15 protein-coding genes, 1 tRNA gene and 1 pseudogene are annotated in these 17,020 nt (G+C 62.4%); 5 read left to right on the forward strand and 12 right to left on the reverse strand.

The window, feature by feature from the left end; genetic code table 11:
- Position 1: 1 nt before the first annotated feature.
- A tRNA-Glu gene (locus AC3WKX_RS31975) sits at positions 2 to 74 on the reverse strand.
- 370 nt (positions 75 to 444) lie between these two features.
- Here AC3WKX_RS31975 and AC3WKX_RS31980 point away from each other — a divergent pair.
- On the forward strand, positions 445 to 1,203 hold the full coding sequence (locus AC3WKX_RS31980; protein WP_003217193.1) for a hypothetical protein: 759 nt from the start codon (positions 445 to 447) through the stop codon (positions 1,201 to 1,203).
- A gap of 122 nt (positions 1,204 to 1,325) precedes the next feature.
- On the forward strand, positions 1,326 to 2,138 hold the full coding sequence (locus AC3WKX_RS31985) for an alpha/beta fold hydrolase (protein ID WP_102606303.1): 813 nt from the start codon (positions 1,326 to 1,328) through the stop codon (positions 2,136 to 2,138).
- A 36-nt stretch (positions 2,139 to 2,174) separates the two neighbouring features.
- Here AC3WKX_RS31985 and AC3WKX_RS31990 read toward each other — a convergent pair whose 3' ends face one another.
- The 4 genes and pseudogenes from AC3WKX_RS31990 to AC3WKX_RS32005 all read right to left on the reverse strand — a co-directional run bounded on the left by AC3WKX_RS31990 (position 2,175) and on the right by AC3WKX_RS32005 (position 6,647).
- Positions 2,175 to 3,056, reverse strand: coding sequence for a methyl-accepting chemotaxis protein (locus tag AC3WKX_RS31990; RefSeq protein ID WP_371315662.1), 882 nt, complete (start codon positions 3,054 to 3,056; stop codon positions 2,175 to 2,177).
- A pseudogene (locus AC3WKX_RS31995) lies at positions 3,036 to 4,142 on the reverse strand (HAMP domain-containing protein); the annotation flags it as partial. The gene AC3WKX_RS31990 and the pseudogene AC3WKX_RS31995, both read right to left, overlap by 21 nt.
- 115 nt (positions 4,143 to 4,257) lie before the next feature.
- Complete coding sequence (locus AC3WKX_RS32000; RefSeq protein WP_087695365.1) at positions 4,258 to 5,682, reverse strand: aminotransferase-like domain-containing protein; 1,425 nt, start codon at positions 5,680 to 5,682, stop codon at positions 4,258 to 4,260.
- A 203-nt stretch (positions 5,683 to 5,885) separates the two neighbouring features.
- Positions 5,886 to 6,647, reverse strand: coding sequence for an SDR family oxidoreductase (locus AC3WKX_RS32005; RefSeq protein ID WP_008431261.1), 762 nt, complete (start codon positions 6,645 to 6,647; stop codon positions 5,886 to 5,888).
- Positions 6,648 to 6,876: 229 nt separating this feature from the next.
- Here AC3WKX_RS32005 and AC3WKX_RS32010 point away from each other — a divergent pair, with 229 nt between their 5' ends.
- Positions 6,877 to 7,884, forward strand: coding sequence for an NADP-dependent oxidoreductase (locus tag AC3WKX_RS32010; RefSeq protein ID WP_102606305.1), 1,008 nt, complete (start codon positions 6,877 to 6,879; stop codon positions 7,882 to 7,884).
- Positions 7,885 to 8,038: 154 nt separating this feature from the next.
- Here AC3WKX_RS32010 and pyrF read toward each other — a convergent pair whose 3' ends face one another.
- Complete coding sequence (gene pyrF / locus AC3WKX_RS32015; RefSeq protein ID WP_102606306.1) at positions 8,039 to 8,737, reverse strand: orotidine-5'-phosphate decarboxylase; 699 nt, start codon at positions 8,735 to 8,737, stop codon at positions 8,039 to 8,041.
- A gap of 290 nt (positions 8,738 to 9,027) precedes the next feature.
- On the opposite strand from pyrF, the gene AC3WKX_RS32020 reads away from it, so the two are divergent.
- The gene (locus AC3WKX_RS32020; RefSeq protein WP_032898726.1) at positions 9,028 to 9,792 is read left to right on the forward strand and encodes a response regulator; all 765 of its coding nucleotides are present in this window, start codon (positions 9,028 to 9,030) and stop codon (positions 9,790 to 9,792) included.
- On the forward strand, positions 9,792 to 10,829 hold the full coding sequence (locus AC3WKX_RS32025; protein WP_003217175.1) for a sensor histidine kinase: 1,038 nt from the start codon (positions 9,792 to 9,794) through the stop codon (positions 10,827 to 10,829). Before AC3WKX_RS32020 ends, AC3WKX_RS32025 begins: the two co-directional genes overlap by 1 nt.
- A gap of 28 nt (positions 10,830 to 10,857) precedes the next feature.
- On the opposite strand, the gene AC3WKX_RS32030 is transcribed toward AC3WKX_RS32025, so the two are convergent.
- The 6 genes from AC3WKX_RS32030 to AC3WKX_RS32055 form a co-directional block, all read right to left on the reverse strand.
- Positions 10,858 to 11,922 carry an AI-2E family transporter gene (locus AC3WKX_RS32030; RefSeq protein WP_003217173.1) on the reverse strand — a complete coding sequence of 355 codons (1,065 nt, stop codon included), beginning with the start codon at positions 11,920 to 11,922 and terminating at the stop codon, positions 10,858 to 10,860.
- 73 nt (positions 11,923 to 11,995) lie between these two features.
- Positions 11,996 to 12,814, reverse strand: a complete 819-nt coding sequence (locus tag AC3WKX_RS32035) for a DUF4892 domain-containing protein (RefSeq protein ID WP_003217171.1) — start codon at positions 12,812 to 12,814, stop codon at positions 11,996 to 11,998.
- Between the two features lie 102 nt (positions 12,815 to 12,916).
- Positions 12,917 to 13,771, reverse strand: a complete 855-nt coding sequence (locus tag AC3WKX_RS32040) for an alpha/beta hydrolase (RefSeq protein WP_102606307.1) — start codon at positions 13,769 to 13,771, stop codon at positions 12,917 to 12,919.
- A complete protein-coding gene (locus AC3WKX_RS32045) occupies positions 13,768 to 14,577 on the reverse strand; it encodes an alpha/beta fold hydrolase (RefSeq protein ID WP_008431257.1) in 810 nt (269 codons plus the stop codon). The genes AC3WKX_RS32040 and AC3WKX_RS32045 overlap by 4 nt, the downstream gene beginning before the upstream one ends.
- Before the next feature lie 98 nt (positions 14,578 to 14,675).
- A complete protein-coding gene (locus AC3WKX_RS32050) occupies positions 14,676 to 15,119 on the reverse strand; it encodes a hotdog fold thioesterase (RefSeq protein WP_087695369.1) in 444 nt (147 codons plus the stop codon).
- Between the two features lie 31 nt (positions 15,120 to 15,150).
- Positions 15,151 to 16,818, reverse strand: a complete 1,668-nt coding sequence (locus AC3WKX_RS32055; RefSeq protein WP_102606308.1) for an AMP-binding protein — start codon at positions 16,816 to 16,818, stop codon at positions 15,151 to 15,153.
- Positions 16,819 to 17,020 lie beyond the last annotated feature (202 nt).

Here is a 17,020-nt window from a genome sequence, read left to right on the forward strand (position 1 = left end):
GCGTCCCCTAGGGGACTCGAACCCCTGTTACCGCCGTGAAAGGGCGGTGTCCTAGGCCACTAGACGAAGGGGACACACGTACAACATTCACTCCCTACCGCGTTTCGCTGTGTGCTTTACGCTGTAAGTGGCGCGCATTCTATGGATGGATTGGGAGGTCGTCAACCCCCAAGGATAAATTTATTTAAATCAATGACTTCGCCGTGGTTTACGGGGGTTGCAAGGGTTTCTCGCCGTCCAGGCTTTGGCGCCTATATTCTGGCGTTCCACAAGGCGCTATAGTTCGCCACAGCAAATGATGGCAATGTGCATCTACGCAGGGACTGCCCCGCTATATAGAAGAAACTACTGACGCAACTGGTCGCTCAGTCCTATCCGGTCACTGCACCAGTCACTACACTTCAATGCAAACCCCATAAAGAGGTCACACCGGTGACACCACTCATGATCACCCTGCTGGTAATAGCCGGGATCGTAATACTGATCGCCATTGGCTACATGAACCACGTGGTGGAAAACAATAAGCTGGAAAAGAACCGGACCCGGATCGAACTCAATGACCGGCTGCGCCGCTGCGGCGAAATCACCGAGACCTTCCCTGGCCAGTTGATGACGCCGCGACTCAAGTTGCTGCTGACCCGCCTGGAGCTCAACGTCAATCAGCGCCTGCTGAACCTCGACAAGTCCAATGCGTCGCTCAAGGCACGCATCACTGAACTCAACGCACTGGTGGCCCAGGGCGAATCGATTCCGGTGAACAACCCGCCAGGCCCGATCCAGACCGAAGCCAAGGCCAAGGATGTACGTTTCCTGCTCGAAGCACTGCATGGCCAGGTGACCCGAGCGGCCCAGGACGGTTTCCTGCCGACCAATGAAGCCAAGCACTGGATCAAGGAAATCCGCCATATCCTGGTGCTGCTGCACATCGAGTTCTTCAACAACCTGGGCCAGCACGCACTGCAACAAGGCCAGCCGGGCCAGGCTCGCCTGGCGTTCGAACGCGGCGTGCAGTACCTGCGCAAGCAACCGGAGCCGGTGGTGTACAGCCAGCAGCTGCAATTGCTCGAGAAACAGCTGGCGCGCGCCAACTCCATGGTGCTGTCCAACCTTGAACCGGCTGAAGACGAGGTCAACGAATTGACCGAAGGCTTGAAAGTGGTGGATGCGGACGCCGACTGGAAGAAGAAAGCCATCTACGACTGATCCCCTGCCATTGTGGTGGGCGGCAAACCCGCTCGCCACATGCCATCACTCTGCACCTATCCCCTTCCCCTCGAATAGCGTAAAAAAGGCCCCCTCACTCCGTTAACGAAAAGGGCTTCGCCATGCCTGTCGTGCTCATCGATGGACAACCGCTGCATTACCTCGACCAGGGCACCGGCCCGGCCGTTCTCCTCGGTTCCAGCTACCTGTGGGACAGCCAGATGTGGGCGCCGCAGATCGAAGCGCTGTCGCAACAGTACCGGGTGATCGTCCCCGAGCTTTGGGGCCACGGCGAGTCCGGCGCACTGCCTGCAAACACTGCATCCCTGGACGACCTCGCACGCCAGCACCTGGCGCTGCTGGATCACCTGGACATTGCCCAGGTCAACCTCGTGGGCTTGTCGGTCGGCGGCATGTGGGGCGCACGTCTGGCGCTGCTGGCTCCCGAGCGGGTCAACAGCCTGGTGCTGATGGACACGCACCTGGGCGCCGAGCCGGAAGCCACTCGCCAATACTACTTTTCGCTGTTCAAGATGATCGAAGATGCCGGCGCCATTCCGGAACCGCTGCTGGATGTGGTGGCGCCGATCTTCTTCCGTCCCGGTATCGACCGGGAGTCGGCCTTGTACCAGGATTTCCGCAACGCACTGCAGGCCTTCCCCAAGGAGCGCCTGGTGCACAGCATCGTGCCCCTGGGCCGGATTATCTTCAGCCGCGCGGATGTGCTGGAACAACTGGCGCGCCTCGACACCGACACCACCCTGGTGATGTGTGGCGAGCAGGACAAGCCACGCCCACCGGCCGAATCAGAAGAAATGGCGGCCTTGATCGGCTGCGCGCTGACGTTGATTCCGCACGCCGGGCATATCTCCAGCCGGGAAAACCCCGATTTCGTCAACGAAGCGCTGCTGACCTTCCTGGCCAACAACGCCTGACCGCCCTGCCCTTTGATCACCGCAGGCCTGCGGTGATCAAAGGCGGAAGTGCCCGACCATCCCCTTAAGCTCCGTACCCAACTGCGCCAGCTCGATGCTCGACGCTGCATTGCCCTGCATGCTCAACGCCGATTGATCGGCACTCGCACGGATGCTGGTGACGCTGCGGTTGATTTCCTCGGCCACCGAGCTTTGCTCTTCGGCCGCTGCGGCAATCTGCTGGTTCATCTGCTGGATCAACGACACCGCCGCCGCGATGCTGCCCAGGGCGCTTTCGGTTTCCAGGGCATCACTGACCGCCAGCTTGACCAGTTCGCCGCTCTGCCTGATCTGCTGCACCGAAGCCTGCGCAGCGCTGCGCAAGGTACTCACCAACCGTTCGATTTCCTCGGTCGATTGCTGGGTGCGCTTGGCCAGCGCCCGCACCTCGTCGGCCACCACGGCAAAACCGCGGCCCTGCTCGCCCGCCCGCGCCGCCTCGATGGCCGCATTCAGCGCCAGCAGGTTGGTTTGCTCGGCCACGCTCTTGATCACCTCAAGGACGGTGCCGATAGTCTGGATCTCCGCGCTCAGGCTTTCGATGCTGGTACTGGCGGAGGTCGCGGAGCTGGCCAGCAACTCGATACGCTGCAAGCTCTGGCGCACCACCTGCTGGCCGCTGTCGACCTTGTCATCCGCCGTCTGCGCCGCCTGGGCCGCTTCTTCGGCGTTGCGCGCCACATCGTGCACGGTGGCGGTCATCTGGTTCATGGCCGTGGCCACCTGCTCGGTTTCTTCCTTCTGGCTGCTGACCTCGATATTGGTCTGCTCGGTGACGCTGGACAGCGAATGGGCCGAGCTGGCCAGTTGCTCGATACCCGCCTGCAACCCGCTGACCATGCTGCTCAGGCCGCTGCTCATCTGTTGCATCGCGAGCATCAACTGGCCCATCTCGTCCCGGCGACTGACTTCCATGCGGCCACTGAGATCACCGGCGGCAATCTGCTGGGCCACTGCAATCACGCTGCGCAACGGTGCAACGATCAAACGGGTAATGATCCACGCGGCAATCAGCCCGACCAATAACGCCAACGCCGAAGAACCGATGATCAGCAACGCGCTTTTCTTCAACTGCGCCTGCATCGACAGGTCTTCTGCGTCGTAGGCCTGATTGACCCGGGTGACCACTTCGGCTGCGCGCTCGTGCAACTGCTTGTAGACGACTTTTTCCTGGGCCAGCAGCCCGGTGTATTCGCCGAGTTTTTCGCTGAAGGCCGCGATATGCCCGGACACTTCGTTAAGCACGGTTTGGTAGCCAGGATCGTTGACGGTGGTTTTCAGCTGTTCGACCTGGGCCAGGGCCTGATCGGCCTGCTCGATCTTGCCCTGCTCGGCGTTCTCGTCATCGCCCTTGCGGCTCTGGTCCAGGCGCACGTGCGCTTCGTTCATGGCCTGCAGCATCAGGCGCGAGACCTGGCTGACCTGCCCCGCCTGCTCGATGAATTCGGCACCTTCCTTGCCCTGGCTTTCCTTGAGGCCATAGGCGCCGTCGTCCGCCAGCCCGGCCTGCAACACATCAAGGTTGTTGGCGACACTGGAGACCGACCAACTGGCCATTTCCAGCGCCAGGTCCTTGGTCTGGGTCAGCTCGACAAACTCATCGAACGCCTTGCGATACGCCGCCAGCGCCTGCTCGACGTCGCTCATCACCGGGAAATTGGCAGGCGACTGGGCCTTGAGAATTACCGCCTGGGCCGCCAACGCGTCGACACTTTCGTGCAAGGCGTCCACCGACTTGGGGTCGGCATGCAACGCGTAGTCCTGCTCGATCAAGCGCACCTTGAGCAAGCCGCTGTTGAGCGCCGACATGGCTTTAAGGCCCTCGAAGCGCTGGCCAACGGTTTGCAGCGACCATACGCCAATCGCGGCCACCAATGCCGTCAACAGCAGTACCAGGGCAAAGCCCAAGCCCAGTTTCTTGGCCATACCGAGGTTGGCAAAACGTCGTTGCACGGCAGAAATCATTGCACTTGAGTCCTCTTGCAATGGCGAATGCCATCAAGCCAGGTTTCGATGCAGCGAGATTCGCAACCCCGGGGCACTGAATACAAGGGTTTGGCGCCACAATAATGGCAAAAAGCTACATCCTCGTCGTTTTCAGAATGGTAGAGGTCGATCCTGCCGGCCCCATGGCCTTGAACAACGCCAGTGCACGCTGATCAGAAGCGTAGGCCACATTGATGCGCAGCCAGTCGCTGGATTCGCCCGTCGGGCTGAAAAGCGTCCCCGGCGACAGCAACACCCCCAGCCGGCGAGCCCGCGCCTGCACGGTGGAACGGTCGCCGACACCAGGGCGCGCCCAGAGGAACATGCCCCCCGCCGGCACCGCAAACACCTCCCACTCTTCGTCTTCCAGCACCTGCAGGGTCATGGCCATTTCCGTGCTCAGCCGCCGGCGCAGGCGTTGCACCCACTTGCGGTAGGTACCATTGGCCAGCAACGTAGCCACCACCGCCTCGGCAAACCGCGAGGTGCCGATGCCGGTCAAGGTCTTGACCCTGGCCAATTGCGCGATGATCGCCCCGCTGGCCGTGAGGTACCCCACCCGCAAGGCGCTGCTGAGGGTCTTGGAAAAACTCGAGACATAGATCACCCGGTCCTCGTGGGGCAACGCCGACAACCGGGTGCACGTGGCATGTTGCAGGTCGCCATAGACGTCCTCCTCGATGATGAAGAAGTCCTGGGAATGGGCCAGTTGCAGCAAGCGCTCGGCCACCGCCAGGGACAGGCTGGTGCCGGTGGGGTTGTGATACAGGCTGTTGATGAACAGGCACTTGGGCCGGTGCCCGCGCAACAGCGCTTCCAGGGCAGGCATGTCCGGGCCGCCACGGGTGCGCGGCACTTCCAGCAGCTTGACACCATGAAAGGCCAGTTGGCGGTAAAGGTTGCCGTACCCCGGACTTTCCACCACCACGGTGTCGCCGGCCTTGAGCAGCGTGCGGATCAGCAGGTCCTGGGCATGGCTCGCGCCGTGGGTGGTGAGGATATGCTCGACCCGGGTTGCCACCTGGATGTGCGCCAGGCGCTTGAGCAGCTGTTCACGCAGGGCCGGCAGGCCCAGCGGCGTGCTGTAGTTGAAGACGGCCGCGGTGTCGGTGCGGGTGACTTCACGAATCGCGTAACTGATGTCGTCGCTCTCGCGCCAGGTGTCCGGCAGCCAGCCGCATCCCAGTTTCAGTTCGCCCAGTTGATTGTCGATGAAGGCGCCCCACCCCGACTCGGCGCCCTCATACCATTGGTTTTCACCGCGAAGACCACGCTCGGCGAGTGGCTGGGCCACACAGAAACCGGCGCCTTGCCTTGAGGCCAGCACACCTTGGGCAACCATCCGCTCGAACGCCTCGATGACGCTGGACTGACTGAGCAGGTTCTCGTGGGCCAGTTGCCGCACCGAGGGCAACCGCGTCCCGGGGCTGGCGCCGCTCTCGCGAATCCAGGCGGCCAGCGCACTGACGATTTGCTGCACTACCGGTACAAGGGCTTGTCGATCGATCCCTAAATCCATGAGCCACTCACTTAAACTGTTGTCATTTAACCCAAACCAGTTAAGCACAGAAGCCCGATGACAGCCGCGGCCAAGATTTATTAAATCATTGATTTAATTGAATTATTTACCTAGTGAAACACATTCAGGTGAGGCATCTGGCCACCTGCGGAAAAAACCCACAGCGCCTCCAACGCTTTTCTGAATGGCATCCGCCTCACTTCCTAAATCGCGGTCGCGCCACCGTCCACCGCCAATGCCTGGCCCGTGGTGAAGGCAGCACCGTCGCTGCACAGATAAAGCACGGCGCTGGCGATCTCCTCGACCTTGCCGATACGCCCGACCGGGTGCATGGCGGCGGCAAATTCGGCTTTGCGCGGGTCAGCTTCATAGGCACGGCGGAACATATCGGTGTCGATCACGGCCGGGCATACCGCGTTGACGCGGATTTTCTTTTTCGCGTACTCGATCGCCGCCGACTTGGTCAGGCCGATCACCGCGTGCTTGGACGCGGCATAGATACTCATCTTCGGCGCCGCCCCAAGTCCTGCCACAGAAGCCGTGTTGACGATGGCGCCGCCGCCCTGAGCCAGCAGCAACGGCAGTTGATACTTCATGCACAGCCACACGCCCTTGACGTTGACGCCCATGATTGCGTCGAACTCATCCAGGCTGCCGTCCGCCAGCTTGCCCTTCTCGATCTCGATCCCGGCGTTGTTGAAGGCATAGTCCAACCGGCCATAGGTGGCCACGGTCTGCTGCATCAACTGCTGCACGTCCGCTTCGAGGGTGACATTGCAGCGCACAAACACCGCTTCGCCACCGGCCTGATGAATCAGCGCCACAGTGCCCTCGCCGCCAGCCGCGTCCAGGTCGGCGACTACGACTTTCAAGCCTTCAGCGGCGAACGCCAGCGCAGTGGCGCGGCCAATGCCGGCGGCCGCACCGGTCACCAGGGCGACCTGGCCGGAAAATGTCATGCTCATGGTGGATGTTCCTTCGATGGGAATGCTCGATGACCCCAGTCTAGCCAGAGCCACCATCGGCGCGTCAGCACTATCAAAAGCCCGGTTGGCGAACCATGAGCCGCAGTGATAACGGCACCGGCATCACTATCATTGCAGTGGATCGGTGGGCATTCGCAGGTGCCGCGCACCTTGCCGGTGCAGCCCGAAGGGTCTATCACTCAAGGTCCACTTCTCAAGAGTCGCTGCCATGACTGCCCAGACTAACCGCCAATTCCTGCTCGCCAAACGCCCGGTCGGCGCGGCCACGCGGGACACCTTCACTTACCAGGAAGTGCCGGTGGGTACACCCCAGGACGGCCAGGTGCTGGTGCACAACGAATACCTGTCCCTGGACCCGGCCATGCGCGGCTGGATGAACGAGGGCAAATCCTACATTCCACCGGTGGGTATCGGCGAAGTCATGCGCGCCTTGGGCGTAGGCAAGGTGATCGCGTCGAACAACCCGAAATTTGCCGTGGGCGACTACGTCAACGGTGCCTTGGGTGTGCAGGATTACTTCCTCGGTGAGCCGCGGGGTTTCTACAAGGTCGATCCGAAACTGGCGCCGTTGCCGCGTTATCTGTCGGCGCTGGGGATGACCGGCATGACCGCTTACTTCGCCCTGCTGGACACCGGCGCGCCCAAGGCCGGCGAGACCGTGGTGATCTCCGGCGCGGCAGGCGCGGTGGGCAGCATTGCCGGGCAGATTGCCAAGATTAAAGGCTGCCGCGTGGTAGGCATCGCTGGCGGCGCCGACAAATGCAGGTTCTTGGTGGATGAACTGGGTTTTGATGCCGCCATCGACTACAAGAACGAAGACGTGCATGCCAGCCTCAAGCGCGAGTGCCCGAAAGGTGTGGACGTGTATTTCGATAACGTCGGCGGGGACATTCTCGATGCCGTGCTCAGCCGCCTGGCATTGAAAGCCCGCGTTGTGATCTGCGGCGCCATCAGCCAGTACAACAACAAGGAAGCTGTCAAAGGGCCAGCCAACTACCTGTCACTGCTGGTCAATCGTGCGCGCATGGAAGGGTTTGTGGTGATGGACCACGCGGCGAATTTTGCCGCTGCCGGGCAGGAAATGGCCGGCTGGATGGCTCAGGGCAAGCTCAAGAGCAAGGAAGATATAGTCGAGGGGCTGGAGACGTTCCCGGAGACGCTGATGAAGCTGTTCAACGGTGAGAACTTTGGGAAGTTGGTGTTGAAGGTCAGCTGACACACCGCAGAACAAATGTGGGAGCGGCGGTGCGACGGTTCGACTTGCTCGCGAAGGCGGTGTGGCAGTCAATGCATAAGGTGACTGCTCTACCGCCTTCGCGAGCAAGCCCGCTCCCACATTTTTTTACCGTGCCCACTTCAGGTCGGGTAGGTCAGGCAATCTCGGCAACTACCGCTGCCAGCGCCTTGGCCGGGTCGGCCGCCTGGCTGATCGGGCGACCGATCACCAGGTAATCGGAACCGGCATCGAGGGCCTGGCGCGGGGTCAGGATGCGACGCTGGTCGTCCTGGGCGCTGCCCGCCGGGCGAATCCCCGGGGTCACCAGTTGCAACGCCGGGTGGGCGGTCTTCAACGCCTGCGCTTCCAGCGCCGAGCACACCAGGCCGTCCAGGCCAGCCTTTTGCGCCAGGGCCGCGAGGCGTAGCACTTGTTCCTGTGGGTCGATGTCCAGGCCGATGCCGGCCAGGTCTTCACGCTCCATGCTGGTCAGCACGGTCACGCCAATCAGCAGTGGCTTGGGGCCGCTGCGCTGATCGAGCACTTCACGGCACGCAGCCATCATGCGCAAGCCGCCGGAGCAGTGCACGTTGACCATCCACACGCCCATTTCGGCGGCGGCCTTGACCGCCATCGCGGTGGTGTTGGGGATATCGTGGAATTTCAGGTCGAGGAACACCTCGAACCCTTTGTCACGCAAGGTGCCGACAATTTCGGCGGCACAACTGGTGAACAGTTCCTTGCCAACCTTGACCCGGCAAAGCTTGGGGTCCAACTGGTCAGCCAGCTTCAGTGCGGCGTCACGAGTGGGGTAATCCAGGGCGACGATGATAGGAGTCTGGCAGGCGGACATTGGAATGGGCTCTCAGGCAAGTCGAAATCGGCGCGGATTGTAGCGCAAGCAGCGGGTTTGCGGGATCCGATGATCGGTAATTCGCGATTTAGCCGCCAGATTGCGGGCTCCCGGGCAATTGTGTCGAAACAGATACATTCCCGACATGCCTGCAATACCCCCGAAGATTAGCCTCGCACACGTGAACCATCGTACAGAACTTCCAGCCCCGGGGCTGGGCGCCTATGCTGAACGCAACAACCTCGCCGCCGAGCTTCGGCCCGGCGGCCAACCAGGTAGATGATCGCACCATGCAAACCCTGACTCCTGTGCTGAATGACGATCAAAAAGCCTCGCTTGTCGGTGAAGACAAACGCTGGAATACCCGCGCACTGATTGTCGACGACGACGTGCCGATCCGCGAACTGCTGATCGATTACCTGGCGCGCTTCAATATCCTCGCCAGCGGCGTGACCGATGGCGCGGCCATGCGCCAGGCCATGCAAGCCGAGACCTTCGACGTGGTGGTGCTCGACCTGATGCTGCCGGGCGAAGACGGCCTGTCGCTGTGCCGCTGGCTGCGGGCGGAATCGGACATCCCGATCCTGATGCTCACCGCCCGCTGCGAACCTACCGACCGCATTATCGGCCTGGAACTGGGGGCCGACGACTACATGTCCAAGCCCTTCGAGCCCCGTGAACTGGTGGCGCGCATCCAGACCATCCTGCGCCGGGTGCGGGATGACCGCACCGAGCAGCGGGCGAATATCCGCTTCGACAACTGGCGCCTCAACAGCGTGCTGCGCCAGCTGGTGGCCGACGACGGGCTGGTGGTGCCGCTGTCCAACGCCGAATTCCGTTTGCTGTGGGTGTTTATCGAGCGCCCGCGCCGGGTGCTGAGCCGCGAACAATTGCTGGACGCGGCCCGGGGTCGCTCCATCGAGGCCTTTGATCGCAGTATTGACCTGCTGGTCTCGCGCTTGCGCCAGAAGCTGGGGGACGACCCCAAGGCCCCGCAGTTGATCAAGACCGTACGCGGTGAAGGCTACCTGTTCGACGCCCGAGATATCGGCTGATGCGCAACGCCTTCAACACCCTGTTCGGGCGGCTGTTCGGTGTGTTGCTGGTAGCGATTGTGCTGGCCCACGCGCTGGCATTCTTCTGGTTTCACCATTATGGCCCGCCGCCCCCTCCGCCCCACGAGACCTTCATCGAGCAACCGGACGGCAGCCTGACGCCAATGCCCAAGGAGCATCGCCGTCCCTGGTTCGGCGGGCCTGTGGTGCCGCTGACCTTCCAGTTTATCTCGCTGATCATTGCCGCCTGGTACGGCGCCAAGCTGCTCAGCCGGCCGATCCAGCGCCTGAGCGCCGCGGCCGAGCGCCTGAGCCTGGACCTCGACAGCCCACCGCTGAACGAGTCCGGCCCACGGGAGGCGCGGCAAGCGGCATCGACCTTCAACCTGATGCAAAAGCGCATCCGCGAACAGGTCACCCAGCGTGCCCGCATGTTGGGCGCCGTGTCCCACGACCTGCGCACGCCGCTGTCACGGCTCAAGCTGCGCCTGGAACAGATCGAAGACACCAAGCTGCAGGGCCAGATGCGCCAGGACCTGGACGACATGATCGGCATGCTCGACGCCACCCTGAGCTACCTGCACGAGCAGCGCACCAGCGAAACCCGGCATTGGCTGGATGTGCAGGCGCTGGTGGAGTCCCTGAGTGAAAACGCCCAGGACCGTGGCTCCGATGTGCAATGCAGTGGTGAGTGCGCGCCGCTGCAAGTGCAACCGATGGCCCTGCGTTCGTGCCTGAACAACCTGATCGATAACGCCCTGCGGTACGCCGGCACCGCGCGCATCGAACTCGCGGACACTCCGCAGGCGCTGGTGGTGAAGGTGATCGACCACGGCCCGGGCATTGCGGCGGATAAACGCGAGGCGGTGTTTGAACCGTTTTATCGGCTGGAAGGCTCGCGCAACCGCAATTCCGGTGGCGTGGGGTTGGGCATGACGATTTCCAAGGAAGCCGTGGAACGCCTCGGTGGACGGCTGAGCCTGGAGGAAACTCCGGGCGGCGGCCTTACCGCCGTAATGTGGCTGCCAAGGGCGTAGGAATGGTTCCTGCGCCCTGCAGGAACCATTACTGCCCGGTTTTATCTTCCCGCCGCACCTGAGCCTGGGTGGCACTCCAGTCGGTCAACAAGCTATACGCCACCGCCAGCAATGTCGGGCCGATAAACAGGCCGATAAAGCCGAACGCAATCAACCCGCCAAACACCCCCAGCAACACGATCACCAGCGGCAGGTTGCCGCCACGGCTGATCAGGTAGGGCTTGAGCACGTTGTCGACGCCGCTGATGATGAACGTGCCCCATACACCGAGGAACACCGCATAGGTGTAGTCGCCCTTCCAGGCGAGCCAGGCGGTGGCCGGAATCCAGATCAGCGGCGGGCCCATCGGAATCAGGCTGAGCAGGAACGTCACGATCCCCAGCACCAAAGCCCCCGGAACACCGGCAATCCAGAAGCCGATCAGCGCCAGCAAGGCCTGGGCGGCAGCGGTGCCGATCACACCGTTGACCACCCGCTGCACCGTACCCGCGACCAGTTCGATGTAATAACCCGCCCGGTCGCCGATCAACCGCTCCAGCAAGCGATGCACAAACATCGCCAGGCGCGGCCCGTCACGGTAGAAAAAGAACACGAACACCAGGCTCAGGGTCAGTTCCAGGATGCCGCCGCCGATCTGCGCACTGCGGGCCAGCAACCAGTTGCCGACCTGGCCCAGGTACGGTTTCAACGTGACCATCAGTGCCGCGCCCTGCTGGTCGATGCTGTCCCACATCGCCACCAATCGTTCGCCGACAAAGGGAATGGAGCCGAGCCAGGTGGGCGCCGCAGGCAAGCCATCCACCTGGATATCCTTGATCAGGCCCACGGCATCGCGCACATGGTCGGCCAGGTTGAACCCCAGCCAAACCAGCGGCAACGCCACCAATAGCATCCAGACCAGGGTCAGGATCCCGGCGGCCAGCGATTCGCGACCGCCCAGCCAGCGGGTGAGCAAGCGCATCACCGGCCAACTGGCAAACGCCAGTACCGCGCCCCAGAACAGCGCCGACCAGAACGGCGCCATCACCCAGAAGCTGGCACCAAACAACACCAGCAGCAGGATCTGCACCAGCAGGCGATCGTTATTGAGCATGTGGTTTCTCGAAAAGAAGTCTGTAAGAGCAAGAGCTTAGGCGAACGGCGCGGGTCCGTTCGCCCTGGAACGGTCAGCGTATCAGATGCAGGTGCAAACCCTTGGCTTCAGTGGTGCCGGTTTCCAGGCGCGCCGCACGTACGCCCTGATCGATCAAGCCCTGGCGCCATGCCTCGGCGGTGGGCCCGGTCAAACTGACCCGCAACGTGGCATCCAGGTTCAATCCGCGGGAAATAAGGGTGAGCCAGGTGGCGTCAGGCTCGGCGCCCAGCTTGGGAAAATCCAGCTCGCCAGTGCTTTTCAGTTCCCGCAGCAGCGTAGCGGAGGTCGGCAGCAAATCACCCAGCGGTGCGCTGGCGTCCATCTGCTCCACGTGCAGGTACGCCCGTCGATTGCCCCGGGTGATGCCGTACAACGCGACCAGGGAGTTGTCCTGCGGGGCCGCCAGGCGCAGCAGCAGGTATTCCTGCTGGCCGTCGGCGCCCACCAGCTTGGCATTGCCGAACACTTCATTGGCCCACAGGCTGCTTTCGCCGCAGTCACGGGCCTGGCACCAGAACAGCAGTTGCGCGCCCTGGGCCTGCAAGGCTTCACGGGTGGCGGTAAAGGCGGCGCTGGAGGTGTGCTCGGCAGGCAGTTCGTAGGTGATGGCAGTGGCTTGGCCGCGGGCGGTGGCCTGGCCTTCATAGCGCAGCTGGCCGCTGATCTTGCGGATCGAGCCCAGCGGGTAGATACGTTCTTTCTCTTCGGCGGGACGGTAGTCGACGATCTGCGCGTCGACCTGACGGGCCACGGCGGGCAAGTCCTGGCTACCCGGTACGTCGGCGGCAAACACCAGCGGGCTGAAACAGCACAGCCCCAGAACACGGAAAAATCCCTTCGGCATACTCATCGGATCGGCGCACCCTGGCCATTGGGGTGCGCTGCGGTGTTGAGATCGTTCATGGTTGACTCCCTTTCGATCCGCCCAGCCTCGGCAGTTGACCCCGCCAAGTCAAGGCGTGGAGAAGAACCGATTGAAACAGTCTGCAACAAGGGTAGCGCCTGGCTCGTCATTCAGGTGCAAATGATGGCCACCGGGCAAGGTAGTCACCTGGAACGGAAGCCCGGAAAGCAATTCGGAATGTTTCGCCAACATGCCATCTTCGGCGACCACCAACTGTGTCGGACAGCCGACTCGGCGCACGAAGGCCATCGCCTGTTCTTCTGTCAGGCGCATGGGGGAGGCCAGGGTCAGGCGGCTGTCGCTGCGCCAGGTGTAACCACCCGGCACGGGCATCAAGCCACGCTGGGCCAGCAGTTCGGCGGCTTCACGACTGACTGCCACCACGCCTTTCATCCGCGCTTCCACCGCGCGATCAAGGGTGTTGTACACCGGCTTGCGCTTGTCCTGCAGGTTCATTTGCGCCTGCAACGCCATGCCGAGGCGTTCGGCGGCGTTGTCTGCGGTGCCGGTCGGCGGGATCACGCCATCAATCAATCCCAGGTGCGTCACCCGCTCCGGCAAGGCGCCGGCCAACACCAGGGAAACGATGGCGCCGAGGGAGTGGCCAAGTAATGCAAAACGTTTCCACCCGAGTTGTTCGGCGACTTGCAGCACGTCGTGGACGTAATCCCACAGGGAATAACCGGCGCCAACGGGTCGATGGGCCGAGTGACCATGGCCGGCCATGTCCAGCGCAACGATGCGCAGGCCATCGAGTTTCGGTGCCAGCCGGGCGAAGCTGTTGGCGTTGTCCAGCCAGCCATGCAGGGCAATCACCGGCAAACCGTCTTCAGGGCCGAACAGATGCGCCGCCAACTCGATGTGCGGCAGCGCCAGGCGGACTTCTTCGACGGGCGCAGTCATGCGCAACTGCGCTCGCGCTGGCGAGCTTCCCAACGGGCAAACAGGTTCTTGATCAAAGTGGCGGTGTCCTGTGGGCGTTCAAGGGGAAACATGTGGCCGCCGGGCATGGTCAGCATTTCGCCCATGGGCATGCGCCCCACGCCGCTGGCATGGTGACGCATCACCACCCGGCTCTGGCGACCACGCACCACCGCCAGCGGCACTTTCAGTTGCCGGGCCTGGCCGGGGCTGGTGTGGGGTACGCCGCGGTAGATGCTGATTTCGGTGGCCGGATCAAAGCGCAGGCGCAGGCGATCACCCACCGGTTCCAGGCCGTGTTGCAGGTAGGCATCAAAACAGTCGGGATCAAAGCCGCGAAACAAGGTCTTGCCAGCGAAGTACTGGCGCGCAGCCGCCAGGTCGGCGAACTCTTCACGACGGCCCAGGGTGCGCCCCGCCGGGGTCAGCCGGTCGATAAAGCCGAAACGCTTGGCCGCGCGGATCACCCAGCGATCGGCCAGGGTCAGTACCGGCGAATCCAGCATCACCACCCCGCGATACAGCTGCGGGCTACGCATGGCCGCATGCAGGTGCAGCACACCACCCAACGAATGGCCCACGCCCCACACCGGCTCCGGTTGTTGCTCAAGGTGGTGGATCAGTTCGTCCACCAGGTTCTGCCAATTGTCATCCACTGGAAACCGGGGGTCGTGACCGTGCTGCGGCAAATGCGCGACGGCGTACTCCGGGGCCAGGGCGGCAAACAATTTGCCGTAGGTCGCCGAAGGAAAGCCATTGGCGTGAGCGAAAAACACGTGCTGCGACATACCTGATCCATCACCGTAAACAGAGTGTTGATTCTCCCCAGACCGGGCAGTCACGGCAATGACTGTAACTGCCAGGAATGATGACACTCACGCCACGCCTATCGGGCCGGCGGGTTCTCCCCCAGCGGCACCACGGCCATGGTCAGGCGCGATACGCAGCTGGCCTTGCCTTCATCACTGGTCAGTCGAATGTCCCATACGTGGGTGGTGCGTCCGATGTGAATCGGCTTGGCCACCGCCGTCACCCGCCCGCTGCGCAGGCCGCGCAGGTGGTTGGCGTTGATTTCCAGGCCAACGCAATAGAACTTGCTGGCGTCGATGCACAGGTAACTGGCCATGGAGCCCACGGTTTCCGCGAGTACCACCGACGCGCCGCCGTGCAGCAGGCCGTAGGGTTGATGGGTGCGGTGGTCGATCACCATGCTGGCTGTCAGGGACTCGTCGTCAAAACGTTCAAAGCGGATATCCAGTACTTCACCGATGGTGTTTTTCTGAATCGCATTCAGTTGCTCGATATTCGGTTGGGTGCGCCACAGGCTCATTGATCGGTCCTTATTGGTTTTATGTCAGTGCTCAATCCTGCCACAGCACGGCTTCGGAGCGCTCGCTCCAGGCCAGGAACTGCGACCCGTAGGCTGATTCAATCACGTTGCGCTTGATCTTCAAGGTCGGCGTGAGAAAACCGTTTTCCACCGCCCAACTGTCTTTCACCACCACCAGTTGGCGCAAGCGCTCATGTTTATCGAGCACTTGGTTGACCTCTTCCAGCAAGCGTTCAAGGCTGCCCTGCAAAGCCTGGCGCCCAGCGCCTGCGGCATCTTGCAGACCCACGGCAGATAACACGCACAGGCCCATGGGCGCACTCAAGCCATCGCCCACCACGCACACCTGCTCGATGCGTGCATGTTCGGCCAGGCGGTTTTCAACCGGCGCCGGGGCCACGTATTTGCCTTTGCTGGTCTTGAAGATTTCCTTGAGCCGCCCGGTCAGCCGCAGGCGGCCATCGGTGCCCTGCTCGCCCTTGTCGCCGGTGCGCAGGAAGCCGTCGGCGGTGAGGGTCTCGGCAGTTTTTGCCGGGTCCTTGTAATAACCGAGCATGGTCGCGCCGCTGCGTACCTGGACTTCGCCGTCGTCACCGATGCGCACTTCGACGTCCGGGCATGGCGGGCCTATCCAGCCGAGTTTCTGCTGGCCGGGGCGGCACACGTGGGAGTAGCCGCAGCTTTCGGTCATGCCATAGACCTCCAGCACATCCAGGCCCAGCCGGCGATACCAGACCAACAGTGCTTCGGGCACGGGGGCTGCACCGGAGATCGCCACGCGCACAGCGTCCAGGCCCAACCCGGCGAGCACTTTGTGGCCGACCCGTTTGCCGATGAAGGGCAAGCGCAGCAAGGTATCGAGGCGGCTCGGGGGGATTTTGCTATAGACGCCCATCTGGAATTTGGTCCAGATCCGCGGTACGCCGAACAGCGCTGTTGGCCTCGCCCGTTTGAGGTCTGTCAGAAAAGTGTCGAGGCTCTCGGCGAAAAATACTGTCTGTCCGGTGTAGATCGAGGCCATCTCCACGAACATGCGTTCGGCGACGTGGCACAGCGGCAGGTAGGACAGCAGGCGATCGCCCTCCCCCAGGCCGAACAGTTCAGTGCCGCGGATGGCCGCGAAGGCCAGCGCGCCGAAGCTGTGCATCACGCCCTTGGGCAGGCCGGTGGTGCCGGAGGTGTAGATGATGGTGGCTAGATCGGATGCTGCGGGCGCGGGGTTGTCCTGAATGGGTGAGCAGGCTTGCAGGTCGGCCCAGGTGAAATCGAATTCGCCATCGGGGCACAGCGGCAGGCTGATGGTGGGCAGGTCGGCCTTTACTCCGGCGGACATGGCGGGCCAGTCGTCCAGTTTGCCGATAAATGCCAGTGCGGCTTCGGAATGCTCGAGTACGTGGGCGACGGAGTCGGCGGTGAGGTTGGGGTAGAGCGGGACCGAGACGTGGCCGGCCATCCAGATGGCGAGGTCGGCGATGATCCAGTGGGCGCAGTTTTTCGAGATCAGGGCGATGTGGGAGCCCTGGGGCAGGTCGCGGGCTCGCAGCCAGTGGGCGGCGCAGCGGGCTTGGTGGCCGGCTTCGGCCCAGGTGAGGGTTTGGACCTCGCCGCCTTTGATGGGCTGAACCAGGAATCGTTGCCGTGGGTGGCGGGCTTCGTGGTCGAAGAAGACTTGCAGCGGCAAACGAATAGCGACAGACATGGACGCGCTCCTTTGTGTTCCGATGGTAGCCAACCAAGCACTTGCTTGGCTGACTATTTCATGGGAGCGCGGGGGGTGCAAGTTCTGCTGTTTTTGGGGGCATATCCGTTATTCAGGTAACGGCCGCTTATGGTTCCGCTCTTACAGCGGCTCACTTTTGAACAGCGCAAAAGTAAGCAAAACGCTCTTGCCCCACCACTCG

It is taken from the genome of Pseudomonas sp. GP01-A4 (assembly GCF_058780865.1).

Bases quoted from the DNA above. Each gene is read 5' to 3' on its own strand.
- AC3WKX_RS31980 (WP_003217193.1), top strand. From the start codon at position 445: ATGATCACCCTGCTGGTAATAGCCGGGATCGTAATACTGATCGCCATT.
- AC3WKX_RS31985 (WP_102606303.1), top strand. From the start codon at position 1,326: ATGCCTGTCGTGCTCATCGATGGACAACCGCTGCATTACCTCGACCAG.
- AC3WKX_RS31990 (WP_371315662.1), bottom strand. From the start codon at position 3,056: ATGCTCGCGATGCAACAGATGAGCAGCGGCCTGAGCAGCATGGTCAGC.
- AC3WKX_RS32000 (WP_087695365.1), bottom strand. From the start codon at position 5,682: ATGGATTTAGGGATCGATCGACAAGCCCTTGTACCGGTAGTGCAGCAA.
- AC3WKX_RS32005 (WP_008431261.1), bottom strand. From the start codon at position 6,647: ATGAGCATGACATTTTCCGGCCAGGTCGCCCTGGTGACCGGTGCGGCC.
- AC3WKX_RS32010 (WP_102606305.1), top strand. From the start codon at position 6,877: ATGACTGCCCAGACTAACCGCCAATTCCTGCTCGCCAAACGCCCGGTC.
- pyrF (WP_102606306.1), bottom strand. From the start codon at position 8,737: ATGTCCGCCTGCCAGACTCCTATCATCGTCGCCCTGGATTACCCCACT.
- AC3WKX_RS32020 (WP_032898726.1), top strand. From the start codon at position 9,028: ATGCAAACCCTGACTCCTGTGCTGAATGACGATCAAAAAGCCTCGCTT.
- AC3WKX_RS32025 (WP_003217175.1), top strand. From the start codon at position 9,792: ATGCGCAACGCCTTCAACACCCTGTTCGGGCGGCTGTTCGGTGTGTTG.
- AC3WKX_RS32030 (WP_003217173.1), bottom strand. From the start codon at position 11,922: ATGCTCAATAACGATCGCCTGCTGGTGCAGATCCTGCTGCTGGTGTTG.
- AC3WKX_RS32035 (WP_003217171.1), bottom strand. From the start codon at position 12,814: ATGAGTATGCCGAAGGGATTTTTCCGTGTTCTGGGGCTGTGCTGTTTC.
- AC3WKX_RS32040 (WP_102606307.1), bottom strand. From the start codon at position 13,771: ATGACTGCGCCCGTCGAAGAAGTCCGCCTGGCGCTGCCGCACATCGAG.
- AC3WKX_RS32045 (WP_008431257.1), bottom strand. From the start codon at position 14,577: ATGTCGCAGCACGTGTTTTTCGCTCACGCCAATGGCTTTCCTTCGGCG.
- AC3WKX_RS32050 (WP_087695369.1), bottom strand. From the start codon at position 15,119: ATGAGCCTGTGGCGCACCCAACCGAATATCGAGCAACTGAATGCGATT.
- AC3WKX_RS32055 (WP_102606308.1), bottom strand. From the start codon at position 16,818: ATGTCTGTCGCTATTCGTTTGCCGCTGCAAGTCTTCTTCGACCACGAA.